The organism is Mesorhizobium sp. HAY1-8B (assembly GCF_056868045.1).
The window spans coordinates 222,501-242,632 of the sequence record NZ_CP200321.1 but is presented as its reverse complement, the minus strand read 5'-3'; the positions used below and the strand labels follow the sequence as shown (position 1 = coordinate 242,632).

The window sequence follows — 20,132 nt, the reverse complement described above, 5'->3', positions numbered from 1 at the left end:
ATTCGATCGGCGAGCAACGGCTGCGAACCTGAACCCTGTGGGCCTGACGCTCAGTTGCCGTCGCCGGTCGGCAGCGAGAAGATATAGCCTTCGCCGCGCACCGTGCGCAGGAATTTCGGGTTGGCCGGGTCCATCTCGATCTTCTTCCTCAGGCGCATGATGCGGATGTCGACGGCGCGCGACGATTCCGGATCCTCGGTGAAGCCGATGGCCTCCGAGATCGCGGCGCGCGTCAGCAGCCGGTTGGCGCGGGTCAGAAAGACCTCCAGCACGTCGAATTCGCTCTTGGCCATGTCGATCACGGCGCCATTGGCACCGGTGACCAGCCTGCCGTCGAGATCGGCCTGGAACGGGCCGAAGGCGACCGAGCGGCGATCTGTCTTCGCTTTCCTGTCGAGCAGCTCGGTCGGCTGCGGAACGCGGCGCAGCACGCTGCGGACCCTCGCCAGCACTTCGCGCAATTCGTATGGCTTGACGATGTAGTCGTCGGCGCCGAGTTCCAGCCCGACGATGCGGTCGAGCGCGGTGCCGGCGGCGGTCGCGTAGATGATGCCGATCGGCATTTTCGAGCGCAGCCAGCGGCCAAGCGACAGCCCATCCTCGCCCGGCATGGCGATGTCGAGGATGGCCAGATGGAAGGGTTGCGTCTCGATCAGGCTGCGCGCGGCGGCCGCGGTTTCCGCGGTCGCCACGTCATAGCCGGCGGCGCCGAGATATTCGGCAACCGCGTCCCTCAGGTCGGGCTCATCCTCGACGATAACAATTCTTGCCCGCACGATGCACTCGCTCCCACTTTCAGTGGAAAGTAGATTGGGTATAAACATCATGTCCAGCACTCATATCCGGTTGCAAGGGAATGGTTGGAAAACATGGCCTCACGAGCCGTCATCGCGCTTGTTTCCGTCGCCGAGGTGGTCGCGACCGAACTTGCAGACCATCTCGAGCGGCGTGGCCATGACGTGCGCCAGGCGCGACAGCCGTGGGAGGCGGAATCGCTGCTGGCGGGCAAGGGCATCGATGTCGTTGTCGTCGGTGACAGTCTCAGCCAGGCGGAAGGGCGGGATCTGCTCAGGCGTCATGGCGGCCAAGGCGAGGGCGGCGGGGATGGCCCCGACTTCATCCTGATCTGCCGGCCTACCGATCTGGTCGACAAGGTGCTGGCGCTCGAACTGGGTGCGGCCGACGTTGTCGAAAGCCCGCTCAATGTCAGGGAACTCGCCGCCCGTGTCGGCGGCCTGCTTTCGCGGCGCGGCAGGGGCACCCAGGAATTGATCGTGCTGGAGAATGCGACCGTCGATTTGAGGTCGGCCATCGTCATGCACCGCTCCGGCGCGGAAGAACAGCTTTCGCCCGGCCAGGTGGCGCTGCTCAGGCTGTTCCTGGCGAGCCCCCGCAAGGTGCTGACGCGTGACGACATCATCGCCGCGGCACCGGCCGAGAACGCCGACGCCTTCGATCGCTCGATCGATTCGCGCATCGTGCGGCTGCGTCGCAAGCTCGACACCGAGACCATCACCACCATACGCGGCGCCGGTTACCGGTTTGATCCGCCGCAGCAATTCGCCGACTGATGGCAGGGTGCCCGGAAGATCTTTCTGGCTGAGCATCGGATTTCCCCCCCCTCGTACCGATGCTCCCGAAGCTCAGCGTACCACCAGCAGCGACGGCCCTGATGGCATGTCGTTGCTCATGACGAGTTCATTGGCCTGGGCACGATCCCTCAGAAGCACGGTGGCAAGGGCGGCAAAGCCGAGCAGGCCCTGCGCATAAAGCAATGCGGAAAGCACCGACGCCGCGAATTTCGTTTTCATCGTTCCAACTCCCCAGAAATGCCAATTCGTCAAAAATCAATGTGCCGCGGGTCACTTCAGGAAACTCCCGAAGTGCCCGCGCCGCCCACGGAGCCCCCCGTCGCGGCGCGGGCCTTCGGTCCTCTCGGCAGCAAGTAGCCGGAGGGGCCGCGCAATGCCAGCAAGGCCAACCCGCCAGAGGGCCTTGAGCCGGGCGATGCGCAGGCTGGAAACAATCCAGACCGTGGCTGAAAACAGGGCGGCGTGCAGGGTAGAGATCTCGTTCGAACTCATCGCCGCCAACCTCGCCACGGAACCGCCGGCAACCGTGCCGACACCGCCGATGACCGCTGCCGCGATGCTGATCCTGAAAAGCCAGGACCGCGTGTTCGTTTTCGTTCCCATGGTCGTTGCCGTCTGCTTTCGTTACGTCAACTTTGCTTCGGGCCCGTATCCGGATCATGCCGCCAGACCTAACGTTTTGTTGCAGATTGGTTTCGAGATTGACATCCGGTCTTTCATATAAGGAAATACGAACTTTCGTTTCATGGAAAATACCTATGTGCCGCATCCCGTCCCGGTTTGTGCGAGCGAATGCAGGGCGTCGCGGTCGTTTGATTTGTTAACCAGAGGAAACAGATTCGAAACACAAACGAGCACACCGCGAAATCTGTCCGAAACATGCCGCAGCGATAAGCCGCTCATCGAATTGGAGCCGGCCGGACCGGCAGAGAGAGGGGATATCATGCACACCACCATTTCCGCCAAGCTCATCAACATCACCGCCGCCGCGTTCACGGGTGCCGCGCTTCTGTTCGGCGCCGACGCAGCGCACGCCGCCAACAAGATCGTTGCACGGGTCTCGCTTTCACAACAGATCATGGAAGTCTCGGTCGATGGCCGGCCGACCTTCGCCTGGAAGGTTTCCACCGGCGACCGGGCGCATGTGACGCCGACTGGCTCGTTCAAGCCGACGCGCATGCATGAGATGTGGTATTCGAAGAAGTACGACAACGCCCCGATGCCACACTCGGTGTTCTTCAGCGGCGGCTACGCGGTGCATGCCACCTATGCGATCAAGCGCCTCGGCCAGCCGGCCTCGCATGGCTGCGTTCGGCTGCATCCCGACAATGCGGCCGATTTCTACCAGCTTGTCGAGACCTTCGGGCCGGCCAACACCAGCATCGTCATCGTCAAGTAGCAGGCTGGGAGCGGGCCGGCGGACCGCCGTGCCCGTTCAGGACTCCCGCAGGACCATTTCCCGCGGTTGAGCGCAGCCAAAAAAAGAGGCCGGGAAATTCCCGGCCTCTTTTTTGTTCTTCGGCTTTCTATCAATCCGGCAGCGCCGGCATCAATTTCGGATCCGGCTTTTCCGCGTGATGCGGCAAGTCCTTGCTGGCGATGAAGGTGTAGAACATGGGCACGACGAAGAGCGTGAACATGGTGCCGACCAGGATGCCGGTGAAGATGACCAGGCCCATCGAGTAGCGGGCCGCGGCACCAGCGCCGCTCGACGTGATCAGCGGCACAACGCCAAGCGCCATCGCCGCCGTCGTCATCAGGATCGGCCGCAGGCGCACCTTGGCCGAGGCGATGATGGCGTCGCGACGCCGCATGCCATGGGCCTCGCGCTGCTGGTTGGCAAACTCGACCAGCAGGATGCCGTGCTTGGTGATCAGGCCGATCAGCGTGATCAGGCCGACCTGCGTGTAGATGTTGAGCGTGCCAAGGCCCAGATTGAGCGGCACGATAGCGCCGAAAATCGACAGCGGCACCGCCATCATGATGATCAGCGGGTCGCGGAAGCTCTCAAACTGCGCCGCCAGCACCAGGTAGATGACGATGACTGCCGCGCCGAAAGCGATCAGGATCGTGTTGCCCTGTTCCTTCTCCTGCCGGGACTGGCCGGAATAGTCGATGAAGAAGGTATCGGGCAGGCTCTCCTTGGCAATGTCCTCCAGGACCTTCAAACCGTCGCCGGTGGTGACGCCGGGCAGCGGCAGCGCGGAAATCGTCGACGAATTCAGCTGGTTGAACTGCTCGATTGCCGCCGGGGAGGCATTGTTCGAAATCTTTACCACGGCCGACAGCGGCACCATCTCGCCCGTCACGCTGCGCACGAAATACTCGCCGAGCCTTTCCGGGTTGTCGCGGAATTCCTGCGGCACCTGAGGGATGATGTCGTAACTGTTGGAGTCGCGATCGAACTGCGCCACTTCGGCGCCGCCGACCAGCAAGGTGAGCGTGCGACCGATATCGGCGATCGGCAGGTTGAGCGCCGCTGCGCGGTCGCGGTCGATGGTCACCGTCACCTGCGGCGCGTCATAGGCCATCGAATTCTGCACGACGATGAAGCGGCCGGAGGCCTGCGCCTTGTTCTTGATCTGCTCGGCCGCCTCGTACACTTCAGCGGAATCACCGGTCGAGCGTACCACCAGGGAGATGGGCAAGCCGCCGCCGGACCCCGGCAGCGTCGGCGGTGCGAAGACGAAGGCCTGGACGCCCGCCACCTTGGCGATACGAGCGGTAATGTCGGCCTGCAGCTCTTTCGAATTGCGCTTGCGCTCCGCCCAATCCTTGAAAGCAAAACCGACGAAGGCGCTGTTCGTCGTACCGCCGAAGGCAACGGCCGAGAACTGCGCCCGCGTTTCCGGAATGTCCCTCACCAGGCCGAGAATCTGGTTGACGTAGGTCTCGGTGTAATCGGATGTCGCATAACGCGGCGCGGTCACCAGCGAGAGCAGGAAGCCCTGATCTTCTTCCGGTGCCAGCTCGCTCGAGGTCTTGGTGAACATGAAGCCGGTCACGCCGACAAGAGCCAGCACGATGAGCAGCGTCAGCGGGCGGTAGTTCAACGAACCGGTGACGGCTCGCTCATAGACGTGCTCCACCCGCGCGAACGTGCCGTCGACAATGCGCTGGAAACGGCCTGCTTTGCCGGGCTTCAAGAGGCGTGCCGACATCATCGGGGTGATGGTGATGGCGATGATGCCCGACAGCACCACCGAGCCGGCGAGCGTCACCGCGAATTCACGGAACAGCGCGCCGGTCAGGCCGCCCGTAAAGGCCAGCGGTGCGAACACGGCAGCCAGTGTCATGGTCATGGCGACGATGGCACTGGCGATTTCGCGCATGCCGTTGAAGGCGGCCTGCATCGGCGACATGTGGTCCTCTTCCATGTGGCGGTGGATGTTCTCCACCACCACGATGGCGTCGTCGACGACAAGGCCGATCGCCAGCACCATGGCCAGCAGCGACAGAAGATTGATCGAGTAGCCGACCGCGAACAAAAGGAAACAGACGCCGATCAGCGACAGCGGGATGGTGATGATCGGCATCATCACCGAACGGAAGGAGCCAAGGAACAGGAGGATGACGACGACGACGATGGCAACCGCCTCGCCGATGGTCTTGAACACTTCGTCGATCGAGGCGCTGATCTGTCCGGTCGCGTCGTAAACGACCTCGATCGTCATGCCTTTCGGCAGCGTCTCCTGGATCTGCGGTACGAGCTTGGTCAGCGCTGCCGCAGTGGTCAGCGGATTGGCCGCCGGGGTCGGGAAGATGGCGAGGAAGGTGCCGGGCTTGCCGTTGAACGAGACCCTGGTGTCGGTGTTCTCAGCGCCGAGTTCAACGCGGGCCACGTCGCGCAGCCGCACGACATTGCCGTCGGTCGAGCGCAGCGGCAGTTCGGCGAAGGCCTCCGGCGTCTGCAGCGTCGAGCGCACGGTGATCGACGAAACGACGTACTCGTTCTGGGTGTTACCGGGGGCCGACAGGAAGTTTGAGTTGTTGATCGCCGCCAGCACTTCCGCCGCCGTCACGCCACGCGCCGCGAGCCTGACCGGATCGATCCAGACGCGCATCGAGTATTCCTGGGCGCCGAAAATCTGCACGTCGGCGACGCCTTCGACCGTCGACATGCGGGGCCTGATGACGCGCTCGATATATTCCGTCAACTGCTCCTTCGTCATGTTCGGATTCTGCATCGAGATGTACATCATCGCGAACTGCTGGCCGGTGCCCTTGACGATGACCGGATCCTTGGAGGCGTCCGGCAAGGTGCCGCGCACGCCCTGGACCTTGGACAGCACTTCGGTGAGCGCGACGTCCGGGTCGGAGCCGAGCTTCATCTGCACCGTCACGGTGCTGGAGGATGGACGGCTGGACGAGGTGACGTAGTCGATGTTCTCGGTCGAGGCGACGGCGCGCGCGATCGGGGCTGAAATGAAGCCCTGGATCAGGTCGGCGCTGGCGCCCGGATAGGCCGTCGTGATCGTGATCGCGGTTTCGTCAACCTTCGGATACTGCCGGATCGACAGGTTGAAGATGCCCTGGAAACCGAGCAGCAGGATCATGCAGGCAAGAACCGTCGACAGGACGGGCCGGCGAATGAAGAGATCGGAAAAGCTCATTGCTGGTCGGCCTGCTTGTTCGCCGATTTGGTCGGGTCGATCGTGTTGTCGACGTTGACGGACATGCCGTTGAAGAGGCGGTTCTGACCCGCGGTGACGACCTCGTCGCCAGCCTTCAGCCCTTCGACGATCTCGACCATGCCTTTATTGCGGCGGCCGGGCTTGACGAAGACCTGCGACAGGACAAGCGCGGGCTTGTCGCCTTCCGCCGCCGGTTTGGCAGGGTCGGCGGCTGCCGGTTTGGTGGCATCGGAAGCGGCCTTGTCCACTGGCTTGGCGGCATCGGCGGCAGGCTTCATGGCATCAGCCGCCGGTTTCATCGCGTTGGCCGGCTTGGCGTCCGCCGGCTTGTCGGTGGCGGCCGACGCCGGCTTTTCCTCTGGTTTGGCGGTCTGGGCCGGGGCCGCCCCGGCGGGCTTCGCCTGCTGCACCACGAAGATGTAGTCGCCATAAAGGCTGGTGGTCAGCGCCGTTTGCGGCAGCGCCAGCACGTTCTGCTCCTCGGGCAATTCGACACGCACCTGCACGAACTGGCCAGGAGTAAGCTTGCCTTCCGGATTGGCGACTTCCGCCCTGATGTTCACCAGCCGGCTGGACGAGTCGATCTTGGGGTCGATGCCGCGAATGGCGCCGGCGAACGGCATGTCCGCGCCGCTCAGGCCCAGCCGAACCGTCTGACCGATCTTGAGCAGCGGCAATTGCTGTTCGGGAACCGAGAAGTCGACCCGCATCGTGTCGAGATCCTGCAGCGTCACCACCGAGGTGCCGGGTGCAATGTACTGGCCCAGGTCGATCCTCGGAATGCCGACCGTGCCGCCGAAGGGCGCCGTCAGTTGCTTCTGGTCGAGCACGGCCTGCAACCTGGTGACCTGGGATGCCGAAGCGGACGCCGCCGCTCGCGCACTGTCCAGCGTCGAGTCGGAGCCGACGCCACGCTTGGTCAGTTCGATGGCGCGGGTCAGCGACACCTGATCGAGCGCGGCCTGCGCCTTCTGTGCGTCTAGATCGGCGCGTTCGACGGCGTCGTCGAGTTGCAGCAGCACCGCGTTGGCCGCCACCTTCTCGTTGGCATGGAAGGGGATTTCCTTGACGATGCCGGCGGTCTCGACGGTCAGGTCGACACCGCGCACGGCGCGCACCGTACCGATCGCCTCGATGCCCGGCGTCCAGTTCGACGGTTTGGCGATGGTCGTCGAAACGGTCGCCGCCGGCGGCTTCATCGTGGCGAAATACTGCTTGATGCCGTTGTCGCGCAGGAAGTTGAAGCCGACGATACCGCCGACCACAATGACGAGCACGGCCAGGACGAGAACGATGAGAAAGATACGTAGTATGCGCTTGAACAAGGAAGTCCCCTCAGTCGAAATCCGGCGCGAAGCTCGGACATCGGGACACATATCGACCGCGGGTCCCGATTTCAAATAGTGGCGGTCTTACTGTACCGTCTGGACGGTCTTGTCAATTGGGCCTAAGCTTGCGATGGGAGGCGCCATGAGAGCCCCACGACCGAACTCGCGCGAGAAGATCCTCGCAGCGGCGGCTGATGTTGCCCGGGAATCCGGGCCCGGCAGCCTATCGCTGGACGCCGTCGCCAGCCGCGCCGGCGTATCGAAAGGCGGGCTGCTCTACAATTTCCCGACCAAGGCCAAATTGATGCAGGGGTTGGTCGAGGGTTATCTGCGCGATTTCGAGCAAGCGCTGGAAGCCGCCAGCAGCGGCGACGATGGCGAAAACCCGCTCGCCGCCTATATCAGGCTGTCGGCCAGTGAGTGCGAGGAAAAGCAGCCCTCGGCCTCCTGGATTTTCTCGGCGATCGCCGAGGATCCCGATTTCATGACGCCGATAAAGACATTCAAGCGGCAGCTTTTCGAGCGGCTGAAGGGCGAGACATCAGACCTCAAATCGCTGCTGATCTGTTATCTCGCCATCGAGGGGCTGCGCAGCATGAACCTCTTCGATTTCGACGTGCTGTCGAAGGATGAGCGCGAGTTCTTGGTGGCGTCGTTGCTGGAGATCGCCGGATCACCCGAATCGGAGCAAGTCTCCGGGACGCGATCCTGAAGGGCTTTCACGAGCAGGCACGGCTTCCATTTTCGGGTCAGGCTCAAAAAGCCCTGCCCGTGTCAGGGTCGAAGAGCCGCAGCGCGTCCTCGTCTAAGGCAAAGAGGCTTGCCTGACCCTTCGAGACGCGGGCTGCCGGCGGCAAGCAGGCGGTCAGCCGCTGTGTGCCCACCCGCGCGGTCGTGACCAGTTCGGGGCCGGTCAATTCGACAACCTCTATTTCGACCGGCACTGACGGTTCGGCAGCCCCCGCCGCGATCCGCAGCGCCTCGGGTCTTATGCCGACCACGACGCGCGCGCCGTCCCCAACCGCATGGCTGAAACGGGCCGGCAAGGGCAGCCGCGCGTCCGAGCCATCGATTGCCAGCGCGGCTCCCTTGACGGTCGCCTGCAGCATGTTCATCGACGGCGCGCCGACGAAGCCGGCGACGTAGAGCGTGGCCGGCTCGTTGTAGATCTCCTCGGGTGTGCCGAGTTGCTCGATCCTGCCGTCGCGCATGACAGCGATGCGGCTCGCCAGCGTCATCGCCTCGATCTGGTCGTGGGTAACGTAGACGACGGTGGTCTGCAGCATCTGATGCAGGCGCTTCAACTCGGTGCGCATTTCCAGCCGCAGCTTGGCGTCGAGGTTGGACAACGGCTCGTCGAAGAGGAAGACCTGGGGCTTGCGCACCAGCGCCCTGCCGATGGCGACGCGCTGGCGCTGGCCCCCGGAAAGCTGGCTCGGCTTGCGGTCGAGCAAGGCCTCTATCTGCAGCAGCCTTGCCGCCTCGTTCACCGCCTTTTCGCGCTCATCGGCGGCGACGCCGCGCATCTCCAGGCCAAAGCCGATGTTGCGGCGGACAGTCAGGTTCGGATAGAGCGCGTAGGACTGGAAGACCATGGCGATGTCGCGATTCTTGGGGTGAACGCCAAGGATCGAGCGGCCGCCGATCAGCACATCGCCGCTTGTCGCTTCTGCGAGGCCCGCGATGATGTTGAGGAGCGTCGACTTTCCGCAGCCCGAGGAGCCGAGCAGCACCAGGAATTCCCCGCTCTGCAGCGCAATGTCGATGCCCTTGAGCGTTTCGACATTGCCGTAGTTCTTGCGAACGTTACGGATTTCAAGCGCGCTCATGCGTGGCGTCCTCGAGGTGCATCGGCCCGCCATAGTTGCGGGGCAAGGTGGAGATGGCGCGCGAGGCGACATGCGTCGCGGCTGAAAGGCAAGCGGACAGTGGCTGGTCCCGCGCCATGGCCGCCAGGAAAGCGGCGTTGAAGACATCGCCGGCGCCGATCGTGTCGACCACGCGGACATCGGGCGCCGTTGCTTCGACAAGCGTGCCGTCGGGACCGACGGCGATGGCGCCTCGCGGTCCGCGCTTGACGACGAAGGTTGCGCCGTGCCGCATGCTGGAGCGGATCTGGCGCGCGGCGTCCGTTGGGCTCGACATTCCCGCCAGGGTCACCGTCTCGACTTCATTGAACAGCGCCAGCGCGCAGCGCGAGAGCCATGCGCGGGTGGCAGCGCAATTGGCCTCGGTCCAGCCATCCATCGGCCAGCCGGTGTCGAGCGCGACGGCGATGCCGTGGCTGTCCGCCCAGTCGAAGAACGCATCGTATTCGCGGGTAAGGTCGTCGGTCAGGAAAGAGCCGCACAACAGCGCGTACCCGCCGGAGAGCGCACTGCCGTCAAGGACAGAAAAGACGTCGGCAAGGCTGAAACGCGGCAGGTGTCCGCGCGTGGTGAAGAAGGTCCGTTCGCCATCCGGGTGGGTCATGCCCACGGACAGCGTCGTGCCTTCGGGACGGACCGGCCAGATCTCGGCGCGATGGCCAAAAGCCTCGCGAAGCCAGCGGCCGAACTGGTCGTCGCCGACATTGGCGGCAATGGTGAAGTCGACGCCCAGCGCTTCCCAGGCGAGCGCGCTGTTGCCGGCCTGGCCGCCGACGCGCAATTCGTCATGGTCGACGACGGTTTCCGTTCCCGCCTTCGGCCATGGCTCGACGGGACCGACGATCAGGTCGACATTGACGTTGCCGATCACCGCGAGCGGACGCATCACTCGCTCCTGGTGATCTTGGTGGAGCGCACGGGCGTGCCGGCATTGTCGACACGGCTATCGGCGAAGGCGATCATCAGGCGCTGCGCCACCGGCAGCATGGCGAAGACCGCGGCGAGACCCGAAGCCGGCTTGAAGGAGAGCGTGGCGGCGCCCTCGATGGGTGGTTGCCCGGAGGCGTCGAAGATCACCAGCGGCGCGCCGGCCTCGACCACGGAAAGAGCCATCGCCGTCACCAGCTCCGCCGTTGGGTCGTTGCCGCGAAACAGGATGACGCCGACCTTCGGCCCGAGCATCTCCATAGGTCCATGCCGCAACTGGCCGCCTTCGAGCGAAAAGCAGGGCAGGCGCGATAGCTCGGTAAGACCGAGCGCCAACGCCTCGGCAACGCCTTGCAGCCGGCGTCCCGAGGTGACGATGGTGGTCACCTTTTCCAGCGCTGCGAGTGCCTGTGTGATGTCGTTGCCCTGCCCCTGATCCAGTGCGCCGAGCGCGGCAGTCGGATCCTCCCCAAGTGCGGCAAGAATGGCCAGATGCAAGGCGAAGGTCACGGTCAGGCTGCGGGTCGCGGCGAAGGCGAGTTCCGTTCCGCCGGCGCCAACCAGGCAAGGCGCGGTGCGGGCGAGGAAAGAGCCGCCCTCAAGCGTCAGGCCGAAAATATCGGCAGTGTTGCCGGCCTCCGCAAACCACCTGACGACTTCGGCGCTCTCGCCCGACTGGGAAGTGACGAGTACCGTCCGACCCGCCAGCGGCAGAGGCTGGCCGAGCTGTTCGGAGAGCGGCAGCGCCAGCGCATCGATGCCAAGCGCGCGGTAGAGCGGCTCGACGGCGCGCCCGACCGCATGCGAGCCGCCCATGCCGAGCAGCAGCAGACGCCCGGTCTTCCTGATCGAGGCGGCAACGTTTGCCGCCATGGCGGCATTGCTCTCGAACGAAGCACGCGCGTCCGTGTGCTGGCGCGCCATTTCGCGGTCGATGGCGAGCAGTCCCGCCGGCCGAATTTTTGTTGCAGTCATCATCATCCTTTCACGCCGCTACTGGTCAGGCCCGAGATCAGCGCACGCTGCATGACCAGGCCGATCAGAACCGGCGGCAGCGCGGCCAGTACGCCGGCCGTCGCGATCAATCCGTAGTCGGAGACACGGCCGCCGGCCAGATCTGCGATGGCGACGGTCAAGGTCTTGGCCCGCTGGTCGGAGGTGAACAGCAGCGCATAGAAGAATTCATCCCAGGCCAGCAGCACGGCAAACAGCGCTGACGTTGCCATGACAGGTGCCGCCAGCGGCAGCGTGATGATGCGCAAGGTCTGGAACAGGCCGGCACCGTCGATCATCGCCGCCGCCTCGATCTCGCGCGGGATAGAGTCAAAGCCGGACTTCATCAGCCAGGTGGTGAAGGGCGCCAGAATGGTCAGGTAGACAAGCGCCAGGCCGAAGACATTGTTGAGCAGGCCGAGATGCGACAGGCCCATATAGAGCGGCACGGCGAGCGCCACTGGCGGCAGCATGTAGGTGGCGATGACCATCGACAGCGACCAGCCGATCGCCGGCGTGCGCGACACCGCCCAGCCGGCGGGGATCGCCAGAGCGAGTGCCGCCAGCGTTGCCATGCCTGATATCTCCAAGCTGTTGCGCAGTGACGAGGTGAAGGCCGCGCCAGCACTGTTTTCGGCTGTCGACAGCAATGTCTGGTAGCGCGAGAAGTCGGCTGTTTGCGGCCACCAGCGCAGCGGCTTGGCGGCGAGATCGGCGGCCGGCGAAATGCTCATGATGAACAGCCAGGCGATGGGCGCCAGGATGATGGCGGCAAGCAGCAGTGCGCAGGCATGGATGAAGACGGTGAAGGCGGGGCTCCTGCGTTCCATCAGGCAGCGCTCCCGGCGGTTTTCCTGACCAATGCCGCATAGGCGGCGGCGAGCACGGTGACGAGCAGGGTTACGATCAGCGCCAGCGACGCACCGGAGCCGGCGCGCTGGAAGGAGAAGGCTTCCTGGTAGACAAGGATCGACAGTGTGCGCGTGCTGTTGGCCGGGCCGCCGCGGGTCATCACCCAGATGATGTCGAAGACCTTGAAGGCCTCGATGGTGCGCAGCACCAGCGCCACCATCAGCGGGCCGGCGAGATAGGGCAGGATGACGAAGCGGAAGCGGTTGAAAGCTCCGGCGCCATCGACGAGCGAAGCAGCGGTGATGTCGCGCGGTACTGCCTGCAGCGCGGCAAGCGCGATCAGCGCCACCAGCGGAAAGTTCTTCCAGCAGTCGGCGACGATCAGGGCCGCCAGTGCCGTGCCGGGTTCGCCGAGCCAGGAGCGATAGGCGTCGATCAGATGCAGTTGCGTCAAGGCAGCGTTCAGCGCGCCATATTCGGGGTTGTAGATCAGCCGCCACAGCGTGGCGTTGACCACGGTCGGCAGTGCCCAGGGCAGGATCATCAGGGCGCGCAGGACGGCGCGGCCGTGAAACTGCTGATTGAGCAGCAGGGCGGCGAGCACGCCGATCACCATTTCGGCGGCAACCGAAATCACCGCGAACAGCGTCGTGGTAACCAGCGTGCGCGAAAAATTCGAGCTCGACAGCATGTTGGTGTAATTGTCGAAGCCGACGTAATTGCCACCGGTGCCGACTAGCTTGGCGTCGGTGAAGGACAGGCCGACCGTATCGACCAGCGGCCAGCCGATGACGGCGACCATGACCACGAGCAGCGGCAGCATCAGCAACCAGGCACGGGTCGTCATCCAGGTGCTCGACATCAGAGCAGCCTCTCTTCGTTCACGGTGATTTCAGACATAGCACGGGCGGCACTCGCGCATGACCCCGGAAGTCGGAACCGACTTCCGGAAAGGATCATGCGCAAGACTTGGAAAGCGCTACAGCGTCCTTTGCCCGTCCAAGTGGACGGGCGGCGCTGTAGTGCCGCCCGTGATCGGAGAACAATACCTAGAGGCCGCTGTTCTGCGCGGCGGTCTTCAGCGCATCCTCGGGCGAGGACTGGCCAAGCAGCGATTCCTGGATGGCCTGCTGCAGCGCGGTCGACAGCTCCTGGTACTTGGGCGTGGTCGGGCGCGGATACATGGCGGCCAGGCCGAGCTTGGCGGCGGCGATCAGTTCCTCCTGGCCCTTGGTCACGGCCGGGTCGTCATAGGACGAGGCCCAGATCGGCAGCGAGAGCTTGGCATACTGGTTCTGTGTCGCCTGCGAGGTCATGAAGGTGATGTACTTCCAGGCCTCGTCCGGATGCTTGGAGACCGCGGTGACGCCAAGACCCATCGAGCCGTTGACGGCCGACACCTCGCTGATGCCGGTGACGCCGGGCGCCGGCACGACGCCGACCTTGCCGGCCACCTTCGAGTCCTTCGGGTCGTTGGCCATGTTGTACATGTAGGTCCAGTTCAGCGCGAAGGCGGCATCACCGTTTTCGAAGACCTTGCGCACGTCCTCTTCCAGGAATTCCTTGGAATTCGGGTTGGTGAGGCCGGACTTGTAGCTGTCGACCATGTATTTCAGTGCCGAGAGGCCGCCGCCGTTCTGGAAGTCGGGCTTGCCGTCCTTCAGGAAGTCGCCGCCATAGGCACTGACCAGCGTGGTGTAGTCGCAGATCGCGGCTTCCGCCTGCGACCAGCTCCACGCGATCGGCGTCTTCAGCAGACCCTTGTCCTGGATGATCTTGGCCTGTGCGCCGAGCTCTTCCCAGGTCTTCGGGGGTGTCTTGATGCCGGCCTTTTCCAGGATGTCCTTGTTGTAGAACAGGTATTTGGTGTCGAGGATCCATGGCATGCCGTAATATTTGCCGTCATACTGGACGGTGGTCCAGGCGCCGGGCAGCACGCCCTTCTTCATGTCGTCGGTGATCTTCGACGTCACATCGACCAGCACCTTGTTGGTGGCGTATTCGGCCGGCCAGATGACGTCGAACAGCACGACGTCGTAGCCGCCGCCCGAACCCTGTGCGAGCACGGTCTTATCGTGCAGGCCTTCATAGGGAACGAATTCGAGATTGACCTTGACGTCCGGGTTGGCCTTGGTGAAGGCGTCGGTCATGGCCCGCACGTCGGCCTCGCTGTAGGCGGCCTGAGCCATGAAAAGCGCATTGAGCGTGGTTTCGGCGAAGGCGTGGGGGACAAGCAGTCCTCCGGCGAAGACCGCGCCGATTAGTGTCTTGGTGATTGTCCTAAGCATTTTCTTCTCCCATTTCCGGCGTTGACGGGCCGGCAATGCGGGCGTTTCGCATCGTCTTCCCGGATCCATGTCGCGTGACCTGATGGTTATCCGGCTGACCAGTGGCGACAGGCGGAGGCCCTGGCCATCTTGTTCTGGGTCGTTCCGTTTGCATTAAGTCAACTCGCTTGACTTAATTAGTCGATCAATATTCTAATGGAGTCAAGAGGGGAAACGCCGATGGACGACATCAGCCCGATCCGCGCCAAAAGCGGCACCAATCAGGAAGGCACCAGCGCGCACAACCGCCGCGTCATGATCGAGGCGCTGCGCCTCAATGGCGCCCTGTCGCGGGCCGACCTGGCGCGGGCGACGCAGCTCACCAAACAGGCGGTGTCCAACATCATCGAGGATCTCGAAAGCGACGGCCTGGTCGCCGCGCTCGATGCGGTGCGCAAGGGCAGGGGACAACCCTCGACCCCCTACAGGCTGGTGCCCGAAGGCGCCTTCGCCATCGGCCTGCAGATCGACCGCCACCTGACGCGGGCGGTTGCGGTCAATTTGATGGGCAGCGTGCTGGCGCGCGCCGAGGCGAACCTGCCTTTCGATGAACCGTCGAAGGGCGTCGAGGTCATTCTCGGCCTGATCGACGGCGTGCGTCGCGACCTGGCCGGCATCTCCTCGCAATCGGAGAAACGGCTTGTCGGTCTCGGCATTGCCATGCCCGGCCCTTTCGGCCTGAAGAACTCAGATGACAAATGGATGATGCCGGCCTGGCAGAAGTTTCCGCTGCTGGAGACGCTGGCTGCGAGGACGGGACTGAATGTCGGCCTGCAGAACGATTCCGCCGCCTGCGCCACGGCCGAGCGCATCGTCGGCGCGGCGCATGGCGTCGATCACGCGGTCTGCCTCTATGTCGGCTATGGCATCGGCACCGGGCTGATCCTCAATGGCGAACTCTACAGCGGCGGCCATGGCAATGCCGGTGAAATCGGCATGGCACTGCTGGCGCCTGCCGGTCCGGGCTCGACGCCGCTCGAACACCGCGCCTCGCTGGCCTCGCTCTATCAGCACCTCGGCCTCAATCCGGCTGACAGTGATATCTACGAACAGATGAACGCCCTGGTGCTGGCCGAGGATGCGAAGATGATGGCCTGGATCGATGGCGCGGCGCACGATCTGCGCTGGAGCGTGCATCTCATCGAAACGATCTTCGATCCGCAGACAGTCATCCTGACCAGCGGCGCGCCGGAAGCGCTGGCGCGCCGCCTTGTCGAGGCGATGCATCCGCTGTTGCCGTCGATCGCCGACCGGCCAAATAGGACTTTGCCGCGCCTGCAGCTCGGCACCACGGACCCCTGGTCGATCGCGCTCGGCGCGGCCGCGGCGCCGATCAGCCGCGCCTTCGATCCCTTGTTCTCGGCGATCCTGAAGACCAGCCCCGGACTTGCGTGAAGGAGCGGCCACCCGGAGGGCAAACGCCTCTCCGGCGTCACACAGGGTTCATCGTCCGGACATAGCGTTCCCCCCGGTTCTTTGCTGCGATGCAATAGGAGTGGGACATGGTGGACATAGTTTCTAGCGAGGCGGGCATTCCGAGACCGGATCATCCGCTGGACAGTTCGGGCAGCGCGAAGTGGTTCCTGCCGGCTTTCGGCGTGCTGGTGCTGGTCGGCATCATCTATGTCGGCTACGCACTGAGCCAGGACCTGGCCGAAGCCAAGACCGTGCCGTGGATCCTGCTGGGCATCGCCTTGCTGATCGCGTTGGGCTTCGAATTCGTCAATGGCTTCCACGACACCGCCAATGCGGTGGCGACGGTCATCTACACACGCTCCCTGCCGGCCGAGTTCGCCGTCATGTGGTCGGGCGTCTTCAATTTCCTCGGCGTTCTCACGTCCAGCGGCGCGGTCGCCTTCGGCATCCTGTCGCTGCTGCCGGTCGAGCTCATCCTGCAGGTCGGCTCCTCCTCCGGTTTTGCCATGGTGTTCGCGCTGCTGGTCGCGGCGATCGTGTGGAATCTCGGCACCTGGTTCCTCGGCCTGCCTGCCTCGAGTTCGCACACGATGGTCGGCTCGATCATCGGCGTCGGCCTTGCCAACCAGTTCATGGCACCGGCAGGCAGCGCCACCAGCGGCGTCGACTGGTCGCAGGCGACCAATGTTGGCGTGACCTTGCTGGTGTCGCCGATCATTGGCTTCTTCGCCGCCGCGATCCTGCTCTATGCGATGAAGCTGCTGGTGCGCAATCCGGCACTCTACGAGGCGCCGAAAGGCAACACGCCGCCGCCATGGTGGATCCGCGGCCTGCTGATCTTCACCTGCACCGGCGTCAGCTTCGCGCATGGCTCCAATGATGGGCAGAAGGGCATGGGCCTGATCATGCTGATCCTGATCGGTGTCGTGCCGACGGCCTTTGCGCTGAACCGCACGCCCGACATCAACTATCTCGAGGCCTACAAGTCGGCTTCTGCCGGCGTCGAGCAGGCGCTGGGCAAATATGTGAAGCCCGGTATCACTGTCGCCGACGCCAAGGCTGCCGTTCAGGATGCCGTGCGCACCCGGACCTGGAGCGACCAGACGACGGTCGCGCTGCAGACCTACATCCACAACACCACGGCTTCGCTGCAGCCCTATGCCTCGGTCGACAATGTTCCGACCGACCTGGTCAGCAACGCCCGCAACGACATCTACCTGATCGGCGAGGCGCTCAAGCTGATCGACAAGAAGCAATTGCTGCCGATGCAGGCCGCCGATCTCAAGGCGGTTACCGACTACCACAAGGCCGTCGACAACGCGACGAAGTTCATTCCGCTCTGGGTGAAGGTCGCGGTGGCGCTGGCGCTGGGCCTCGGCACCATGGTCGGCTGGAAGCGCATTGTCGTCACTGTGGGCGAAAAGATCGGCAAGAGCCATCTGACCTATGGTCAAGGTGCGGCGGCCGAACTCGTCGCCATGGTGACCATCGGCATGGCCGATCGGCTCGGCCTGCCGGTGTCGACAACCCATGTCCTGTCGTCGGGCGTCGCCGGAACGATGGCCGCCAACGGTTCGGGCCTGCAATGGTCGACGGTGCGCAACCTGCTGCTGGCCTGGGTGCTGACCCTGCCGTGCTCGATCGCGCTGGCCTTCGTGCTGTTCATCATCTTCCGCCAGGTGTTCTGAGCGGAGCGCAAGAGCTCTCAAACAAAAGGCAGCGCCGGTCGCCGGCGCTGCCTTTTCCTTGAGGGGGGTGCGGTGTTCAGGAGGCGAGAACGTATTCGTTTCTGGTGGCGTGGAACGTACCTGGGAAATTGGCCAAAACATCGCTTCGTCATCCTGTCGCGGAGCAAGGAGCGAAGCGACTCGGCGCAGACCCCTGGAGCTGCTCCGCAGCCCAAGGGATCCATGCCGCGACTTCAAGCGCGCTGCCGCGGTGCGGAATTCTGCGTTGCCGCGCCCTTCGATCGAGGATCCCTGGATCTTCGCTCCGCTTCGCCCAAGGGCGACGAAGTCGGGGCTATGTCGGGTCTTCGCGATGCAGGTCGTGGATAGCGACGCCGTCGACATTGGTCGGCAAGGTCAGCCAGTTGCGATGACGCAAGGTGCGCTGGGTGTCTTCCAGGCCTGTCTCCCAGTGCTCGCGCATCGAGGTACCGGAGAATTCATAGTCCTTGGCGTGCCCTTCATAGCCTTTGTGCTGGTAGATCAGGTGCACGATGTTGACGATGCCGGCGTCGGAATAGTCCGCGATCAGCGCTTCCTCCGTCGGCGTCAACTGCTCCTTGGGCACGCGCTTCAACGCATCGAGCAGGCGCATCTTCAGGCCATGGATGCGCTTGAAATTGTCGGTGTTCTGGCGCGTGCGGCTGGAATACATGATGTCCTTGTGGCGGGACAGCACGTCCGGCATGCTGCGTGGCAGCACGCCGCGGGCGCTGAACAGGTCGACCTGGAACACCAGGGAAGACCGGTCCTCTTCCTGATCGAGCAGATATTGAAGCGGCGTGTTGGAAACGATGCCGCCGTCCCAATAGTACTCGCCCTCGATGCGGACCGACGGAAAGGCGGGTGGCAGCGCGCCGCTGGCCATGATGTGCTCGGGTCCGATGCGCACCTTCTCGGTATCGAAATAGACGAAGTTGCCGGTGCGGACATTGACCGCGCCGACGCTCAGCCGCTTCTTGCCGTCGTTGAGGATATCGAAGTCGATCAGGCTCTCCAGCGTGTCCTTCAACTCGGCGGTGTTGTAGAAGCTGGTGGCGCCCTCGGCGCCCGGATGCTCGAACCAGGGATTGGGATTGCGCGGCTTGAAGAAGCCGGGCTGGCCCATGGTCATGGTCATCCATGACGAGGTGCGGTTGCGAATGTCGCGGTAGATGTCGCCTTCCGGCGTATAGGCCCAGATCTTGCGGCCAGAGATCGTCTGCCAGAACTGTTCGAGCCGCTGCAGTCGTCGGCTCGGTTCGTTGCCGGCGATGATCGAGGCATTGATGGCGCCGATCGAGACGCCGGACAGCCAAGTCGGCTCGCAGCCGGCATCGGCCAGCGCCTGGTACACCCCGGCCTGGTAGGCGCCGAGCGCGCCGCCACCCTGGAACACCAGGGCGATGCGGTCATACTGCGCCGAGATTTCCTCGATGGTGGCCGCGGCTTCCTTGTTTCGGTTGCGTTCAAGCACGAATTTTCTCCGGCTGGGCTGTGCTGGTTGCGAGCCGGTCGTGATCGGCAAGATAGTCGTGGACGACCTCGCCCAGCCCAAGTGTCAGATCGGCCTTGAAGTGGACGGCGGAGACGATGTCGAGCACCGGCAGCTTCGCCACGTCGGCCATGACATGGGGCCGCAGGTCGAGTGCCGCAGGCGCCGTCCATGCCTCCTTCAGGGTGATATCCGTGAGGTAGTAGCGCACCAACTCGCAAATGCGGGGCGTGCCGTCGACATGCGGGATGATCTTGATCAGGAAGTTGGGGGCGGCGAGCGCGGCGAGCACGGAATCGTGATCGGCTTCCCGGTGCTTGTAGCCCATCGTGCCGGTGGCGCACAGAACGCTGCCATAGTGCAGCGTGCCGACGATCACCTCGCCCTCATGGACGATCTTTGGGTTGGCCAGTTTCTTCGGAAACCCCCAGAGCTCACGGCCGCCGGCGATCGGCGCGTCGTCGTCGAGATACATTGAATGGACGTAGCCGCCGTGCCGGCCCTTGTATTTCACCGGAATGACCTGGCCGGTCTCGGTGTAGTCGCCGAAGCCCGTGGAATCAGGCATGCGGATGAATTCGTACTTGACCAGCGGCTCGTCGATTTCCAGCGGCGCCGGCACGACGGCCTCGAGCGCCTCGCGTGTCGTGCGATAGGTTATGATGATGTATTCCCGGTCGAAGAAACGGTAGGGCCCGGGCGGGAAAGACGGATTGGTCAGCGGCATCGCATAGGCGCGCTTCACGACATCGGCGATTTCCAAGCTGCACCCCCCAAGGTTCCGTCAGGCGAAGTTCTGTCGGGCGAATTTCGTTCAGGAATGACCGCGCGAATGCGCTACCGATTATGTTGCACGGCACCATGACAGTGCCGTGTCAGCCAGACGACCATGGTCTCGAGCCGGTTGAGGCCACACGGAGGCTGTCGTCTGGCTGTAATCGCATCGACACATGGCTCTGTCATTGTCATGCTGCGACGCACAATTATATCTTCC

18 protein-coding genes are annotated in these 20,132 nt (G+C 63.8%); 6 read left to right on the top strand and 12 right to left on the bottom strand.

Annotated elements, in window-relative coordinates; all coding sequences use genetic code 11:
• Positions 1 to 50: 50 nt before the first annotated feature.
• The gene (locus AC1VON_RS01175) at positions 51 to 824 is read right to left on the bottom strand and encodes a response regulator (RefSeq protein ID WP_171883347.1); all 774 of its coding nucleotides are present in this window, start codon (positions 822 to 824) and stop codon (positions 51 to 53) included.
• Between the two features lie 45 nt (positions 825 to 869).
• Between AC1VON_RS01175 and AC1VON_RS01170 the strand changes: the two genes are divergently transcribed.
• Positions 870 to 1,571 (top strand): winged helix-turn-helix domain-containing protein, encoded by a 702-nt coding sequence (locus AC1VON_RS01170; protein ID WP_483120083.1) that lies wholly within the window; start codon positions 870 to 872, stop codon positions 1,569 to 1,571.
• Positions 1,572 to 1,643: 72 nt separating this feature from the next.
• On the opposite strand, the gene AC1VON_RS01165 is transcribed toward AC1VON_RS01170, so the two are convergent.
• Positions 1,644 to 1,811: a hypothetical protein gene (locus tag AC1VON_RS01165; RefSeq protein ID WP_140772640.1), complete on the bottom strand. Its 168-nt coding sequence runs from the start codon at positions 1,809 to 1,811 to the stop codon at positions 1,644 to 1,646.
• Positions 1,812 to 2,007: 196 nt separating this feature from the next.
• Between AC1VON_RS01165 and AC1VON_RS01160 the strand changes: the two genes are divergently transcribed.
• On the top strand, positions 2,008 to 2,316 hold the full coding sequence (locus AC1VON_RS01160; protein ID WP_483120081.1) for a hypothetical protein: 309 nt from the start codon (positions 2,008 to 2,010) through the stop codon (positions 2,314 to 2,316).
• A gap of 219 nt (positions 2,317 to 2,535) precedes the next feature.
• Entirely contained in the window at positions 2,536 to 2,991 is a 456-nt protein-coding gene (locus tag AC1VON_RS01155; protein ID WP_172348271.1) for a L,D-transpeptidase, read from the top strand.
• A gap of 130 nt (positions 2,992 to 3,121) precedes the next feature.
• Here AC1VON_RS01155 and AC1VON_RS01150 read toward each other — a convergent pair whose 3' ends face one another.
• Both AC1VON_RS01150 and AC1VON_RS01145 read right to left on the bottom strand, forming a co-directional pair.
• The gene (locus AC1VON_RS01150) at positions 3,122 to 6,205 is read right to left on the bottom strand and encodes an efflux RND transporter permease subunit (RefSeq protein WP_483120079.1); all 3,084 of its coding nucleotides are present in this window, start codon (positions 6,203 to 6,205) and stop codon (positions 3,122 to 3,124) included.
• Positions 6,202 to 7,551, bottom strand: a complete 1,350-nt coding sequence (locus AC1VON_RS01145) for an efflux RND transporter periplasmic adaptor subunit (RefSeq protein WP_483120077.1) — start codon at positions 7,549 to 7,551, stop codon at positions 6,202 to 6,204. The genes AC1VON_RS01150 and AC1VON_RS01145 overlap by 4 nt, the downstream gene beginning before the upstream one ends.
• 145 nt (positions 7,552 to 7,696) lie before the next feature.
• Between AC1VON_RS01145 and AC1VON_RS01140 the strand changes: the two genes are divergently transcribed.
• Positions 7,697 to 8,266 carry a TetR/AcrR family transcriptional regulator gene (locus tag AC1VON_RS01140; protein ID WP_483120075.1) on the top strand — a complete coding sequence of 190 codons (570 nt, stop codon included), beginning with the start codon at positions 7,697 to 7,699 and terminating at the stop codon, positions 8,264 to 8,266.
• A gap of 43 nt (positions 8,267 to 8,309) precedes the next feature.
• Here the strand turns inward: AC1VON_RS01140 and AC1VON_RS01135 are convergent, their stop codons facing one another.
• The 6 genes from AC1VON_RS01135 to AC1VON_RS01110 form a co-directional block, all read right to left on the bottom strand.
• Entirely contained in the window at positions 8,310 to 9,383 is a 1,074-nt protein-coding gene (locus tag AC1VON_RS01135) for an ABC transporter ATP-binding protein (protein ID WP_483120073.1), read from the bottom strand.
• A complete protein-coding gene (locus tag AC1VON_RS01130; RefSeq protein ID WP_172348276.1) occupies positions 9,370 to 10,308 on the bottom strand; it encodes a PfkB family carbohydrate kinase in 939 nt (312 codons plus the stop codon). The genes AC1VON_RS01135 and AC1VON_RS01130 overlap by 14 nt, the downstream gene beginning before the upstream one ends.
• Positions 10,308 to 11,330, bottom strand: a complete 1,023-nt coding sequence (locus AC1VON_RS01125) for an SIS domain-containing protein (RefSeq protein ID WP_172348277.1) — start codon at positions 11,328 to 11,330, stop codon at positions 10,308 to 10,310. Before AC1VON_RS01125 ends, AC1VON_RS01130 begins: the two co-directional genes overlap by 1 nt.
• Positions 11,327 to 12,172, bottom strand: coding sequence for a carbohydrate ABC transporter permease (locus AC1VON_RS01120; protein WP_483120071.1), 846 nt, complete (start codon positions 12,170 to 12,172; stop codon positions 11,327 to 11,329). Before AC1VON_RS01120 ends, AC1VON_RS01125 begins: the two co-directional genes overlap by 4 nt.
• Positions 12,172 to 13,056, bottom strand: a complete 885-nt coding sequence (locus AC1VON_RS01115; RefSeq protein ID WP_172348279.1) for a carbohydrate ABC transporter permease — start codon at positions 13,054 to 13,056, stop codon at positions 12,172 to 12,174. The genes AC1VON_RS01120 and AC1VON_RS01115 overlap by 1 nt, the downstream gene beginning before the upstream one ends.
• 187 nt (positions 13,057 to 13,243) lie before the next feature.
• Entirely contained in the window at positions 13,244 to 14,482 is a 1,239-nt protein-coding gene (locus AC1VON_RS01110; protein ID WP_172348280.1) for an extracellular solute-binding protein, read from the bottom strand.
• Between the two features lie 219 nt (positions 14,483 to 14,701).
• Between AC1VON_RS01110 and AC1VON_RS01105 the strand changes: the two genes are divergently transcribed.
• Both AC1VON_RS01105 and AC1VON_RS01100 read left to right on the top strand, forming a co-directional pair.
• A complete protein-coding gene (locus AC1VON_RS01105) occupies positions 14,702 to 15,916 on the top strand; it encodes an ROK family transcriptional regulator (protein ID WP_172348281.1) in 1,215 nt (404 codons plus the stop codon).
• Between the two features lie 107 nt (positions 15,917 to 16,023).
• On the top strand, positions 16,024 to 17,625 hold the full coding sequence (locus AC1VON_RS01100) for an inorganic phosphate transporter (protein WP_172348282.1): 1,602 nt from the start codon (positions 16,024 to 16,026) through the stop codon (positions 17,623 to 17,625).
• A 334-nt stretch (positions 17,626 to 17,959) separates the two neighbouring features.
• Here the strand turns inward: AC1VON_RS01100 and AC1VON_RS01095 are convergent, their stop codons facing one another.
• Together AC1VON_RS01095 and AC1VON_RS01090 are read right to left on the bottom strand one after the other, a co-directional pair.
• On the bottom strand, positions 17,960 to 19,120 hold the full coding sequence (locus tag AC1VON_RS01095; protein ID WP_483120069.1) for a patatin-like phospholipase family protein: 1,161 nt from the start codon (positions 19,118 to 19,120) through the stop codon (positions 17,960 to 17,962).
• A complete protein-coding gene (locus AC1VON_RS01090; RefSeq protein ID WP_172348284.1) occupies positions 19,113 to 19,901 on the bottom strand; it encodes an acetoacetate decarboxylase in 789 nt (262 codons plus the stop codon). Before AC1VON_RS01090 ends, AC1VON_RS01095 begins: the two co-directional genes overlap by 8 nt.
• Positions 19,902 to 20,132: the final 231 nt, after the last annotated feature.

Excerpts from the sequence above, each read along its gene's own strand:
- AC1VON_RS01125 (WP_172348277.1), bottom strand. The coding sequence starts at position 11,330 with ATGATGATGACTGCAACAAAAATTCGGCCGGCGGGACTGCTCGCCATC.
- AC1VON_RS01105 (WP_172348281.1), top strand. The coding sequence starts at position 14,702 with ATGGACGACATCAGCCCGATCCGCGCCAAAAGCGGCACCAATCAGGAA.
- AC1VON_RS01175 (WP_171883347.1), bottom strand. The coding sequence starts at position 824 with ATGTTTATACCCAATCTACTTTCCACTGAAAGTGGGAGCGAGTGCATC.
- AC1VON_RS01170 (WP_483120083.1), top strand. The coding sequence starts at position 870 with ATGGCCTCACGAGCCGTCATCGCGCTTGTTTCCGTCGCCGAGGTGGTC.
- AC1VON_RS01150 (WP_483120079.1), bottom strand. The coding sequence starts at position 6,205 with ATGAGCTTTTCCGATCTCTTCATTCGCCGGCCCGTCCTGTCGACGGTT.
- AC1VON_RS01160 (WP_483120081.1), top strand. The coding sequence starts at position 2,008 with ATGCGCAGGCTGGAAACAATCCAGACCGTGGCTGAAAACAGGGCGGCG.
- AC1VON_RS01100 (WP_172348282.1), top strand. The coding sequence starts at position 16,024 with ATGGTGGACATAGTTTCTAGCGAGGCGGGCATTCCGAGACCGGATCAT.
- AC1VON_RS01140 (WP_483120075.1), top strand. The coding sequence starts at position 7,697 with ATGAGAGCCCCACGACCGAACTCGCGCGAGAAGATCCTCGCAGCGGCG.
- AC1VON_RS01120 (WP_483120071.1), bottom strand. The coding sequence starts at position 12,172 with ATGGAACGCAGGAGCCCCGCCTTCACCGTCTTCATCCATGCCTGCGCA.
- AC1VON_RS01165 (WP_140772640.1), bottom strand. The coding sequence starts at position 1,811 with ATGAAAACGAAATTCGCGGCGTCGGTGCTTTCCGCATTGCTTTATGCG.
- AC1VON_RS01110 (WP_172348280.1), bottom strand. The coding sequence starts at position 14,482 with ATGCTTAGGACAATCACCAAGACACTAATCGGCGCGGTCTTCGCCGGA.
- AC1VON_RS01155 (WP_172348271.1), top strand. The coding sequence starts at position 2,536 with ATGCACACCACCATTTCCGCCAAGCTCATCAACATCACCGCCGCCGCG.
- AC1VON_RS01115 (WP_172348279.1), bottom strand. The coding sequence starts at position 13,056 with ATGTCGAGCACCTGGATGACGACCCGTGCCTGGTTGCTGATGCTGCCG.
- AC1VON_RS01130 (WP_172348276.1), bottom strand. The coding sequence starts at position 10,308 with ATGCGTCCGCTCGCGGTGATCGGCAACGTCAATGTCGACCTGATCGTC.
- AC1VON_RS01135 (WP_483120073.1), bottom strand. The coding sequence starts at position 9,383 with ATGAGCGCGCTTGAAATCCGTAACGTTCGCAAGAACTACGGCAATGTC.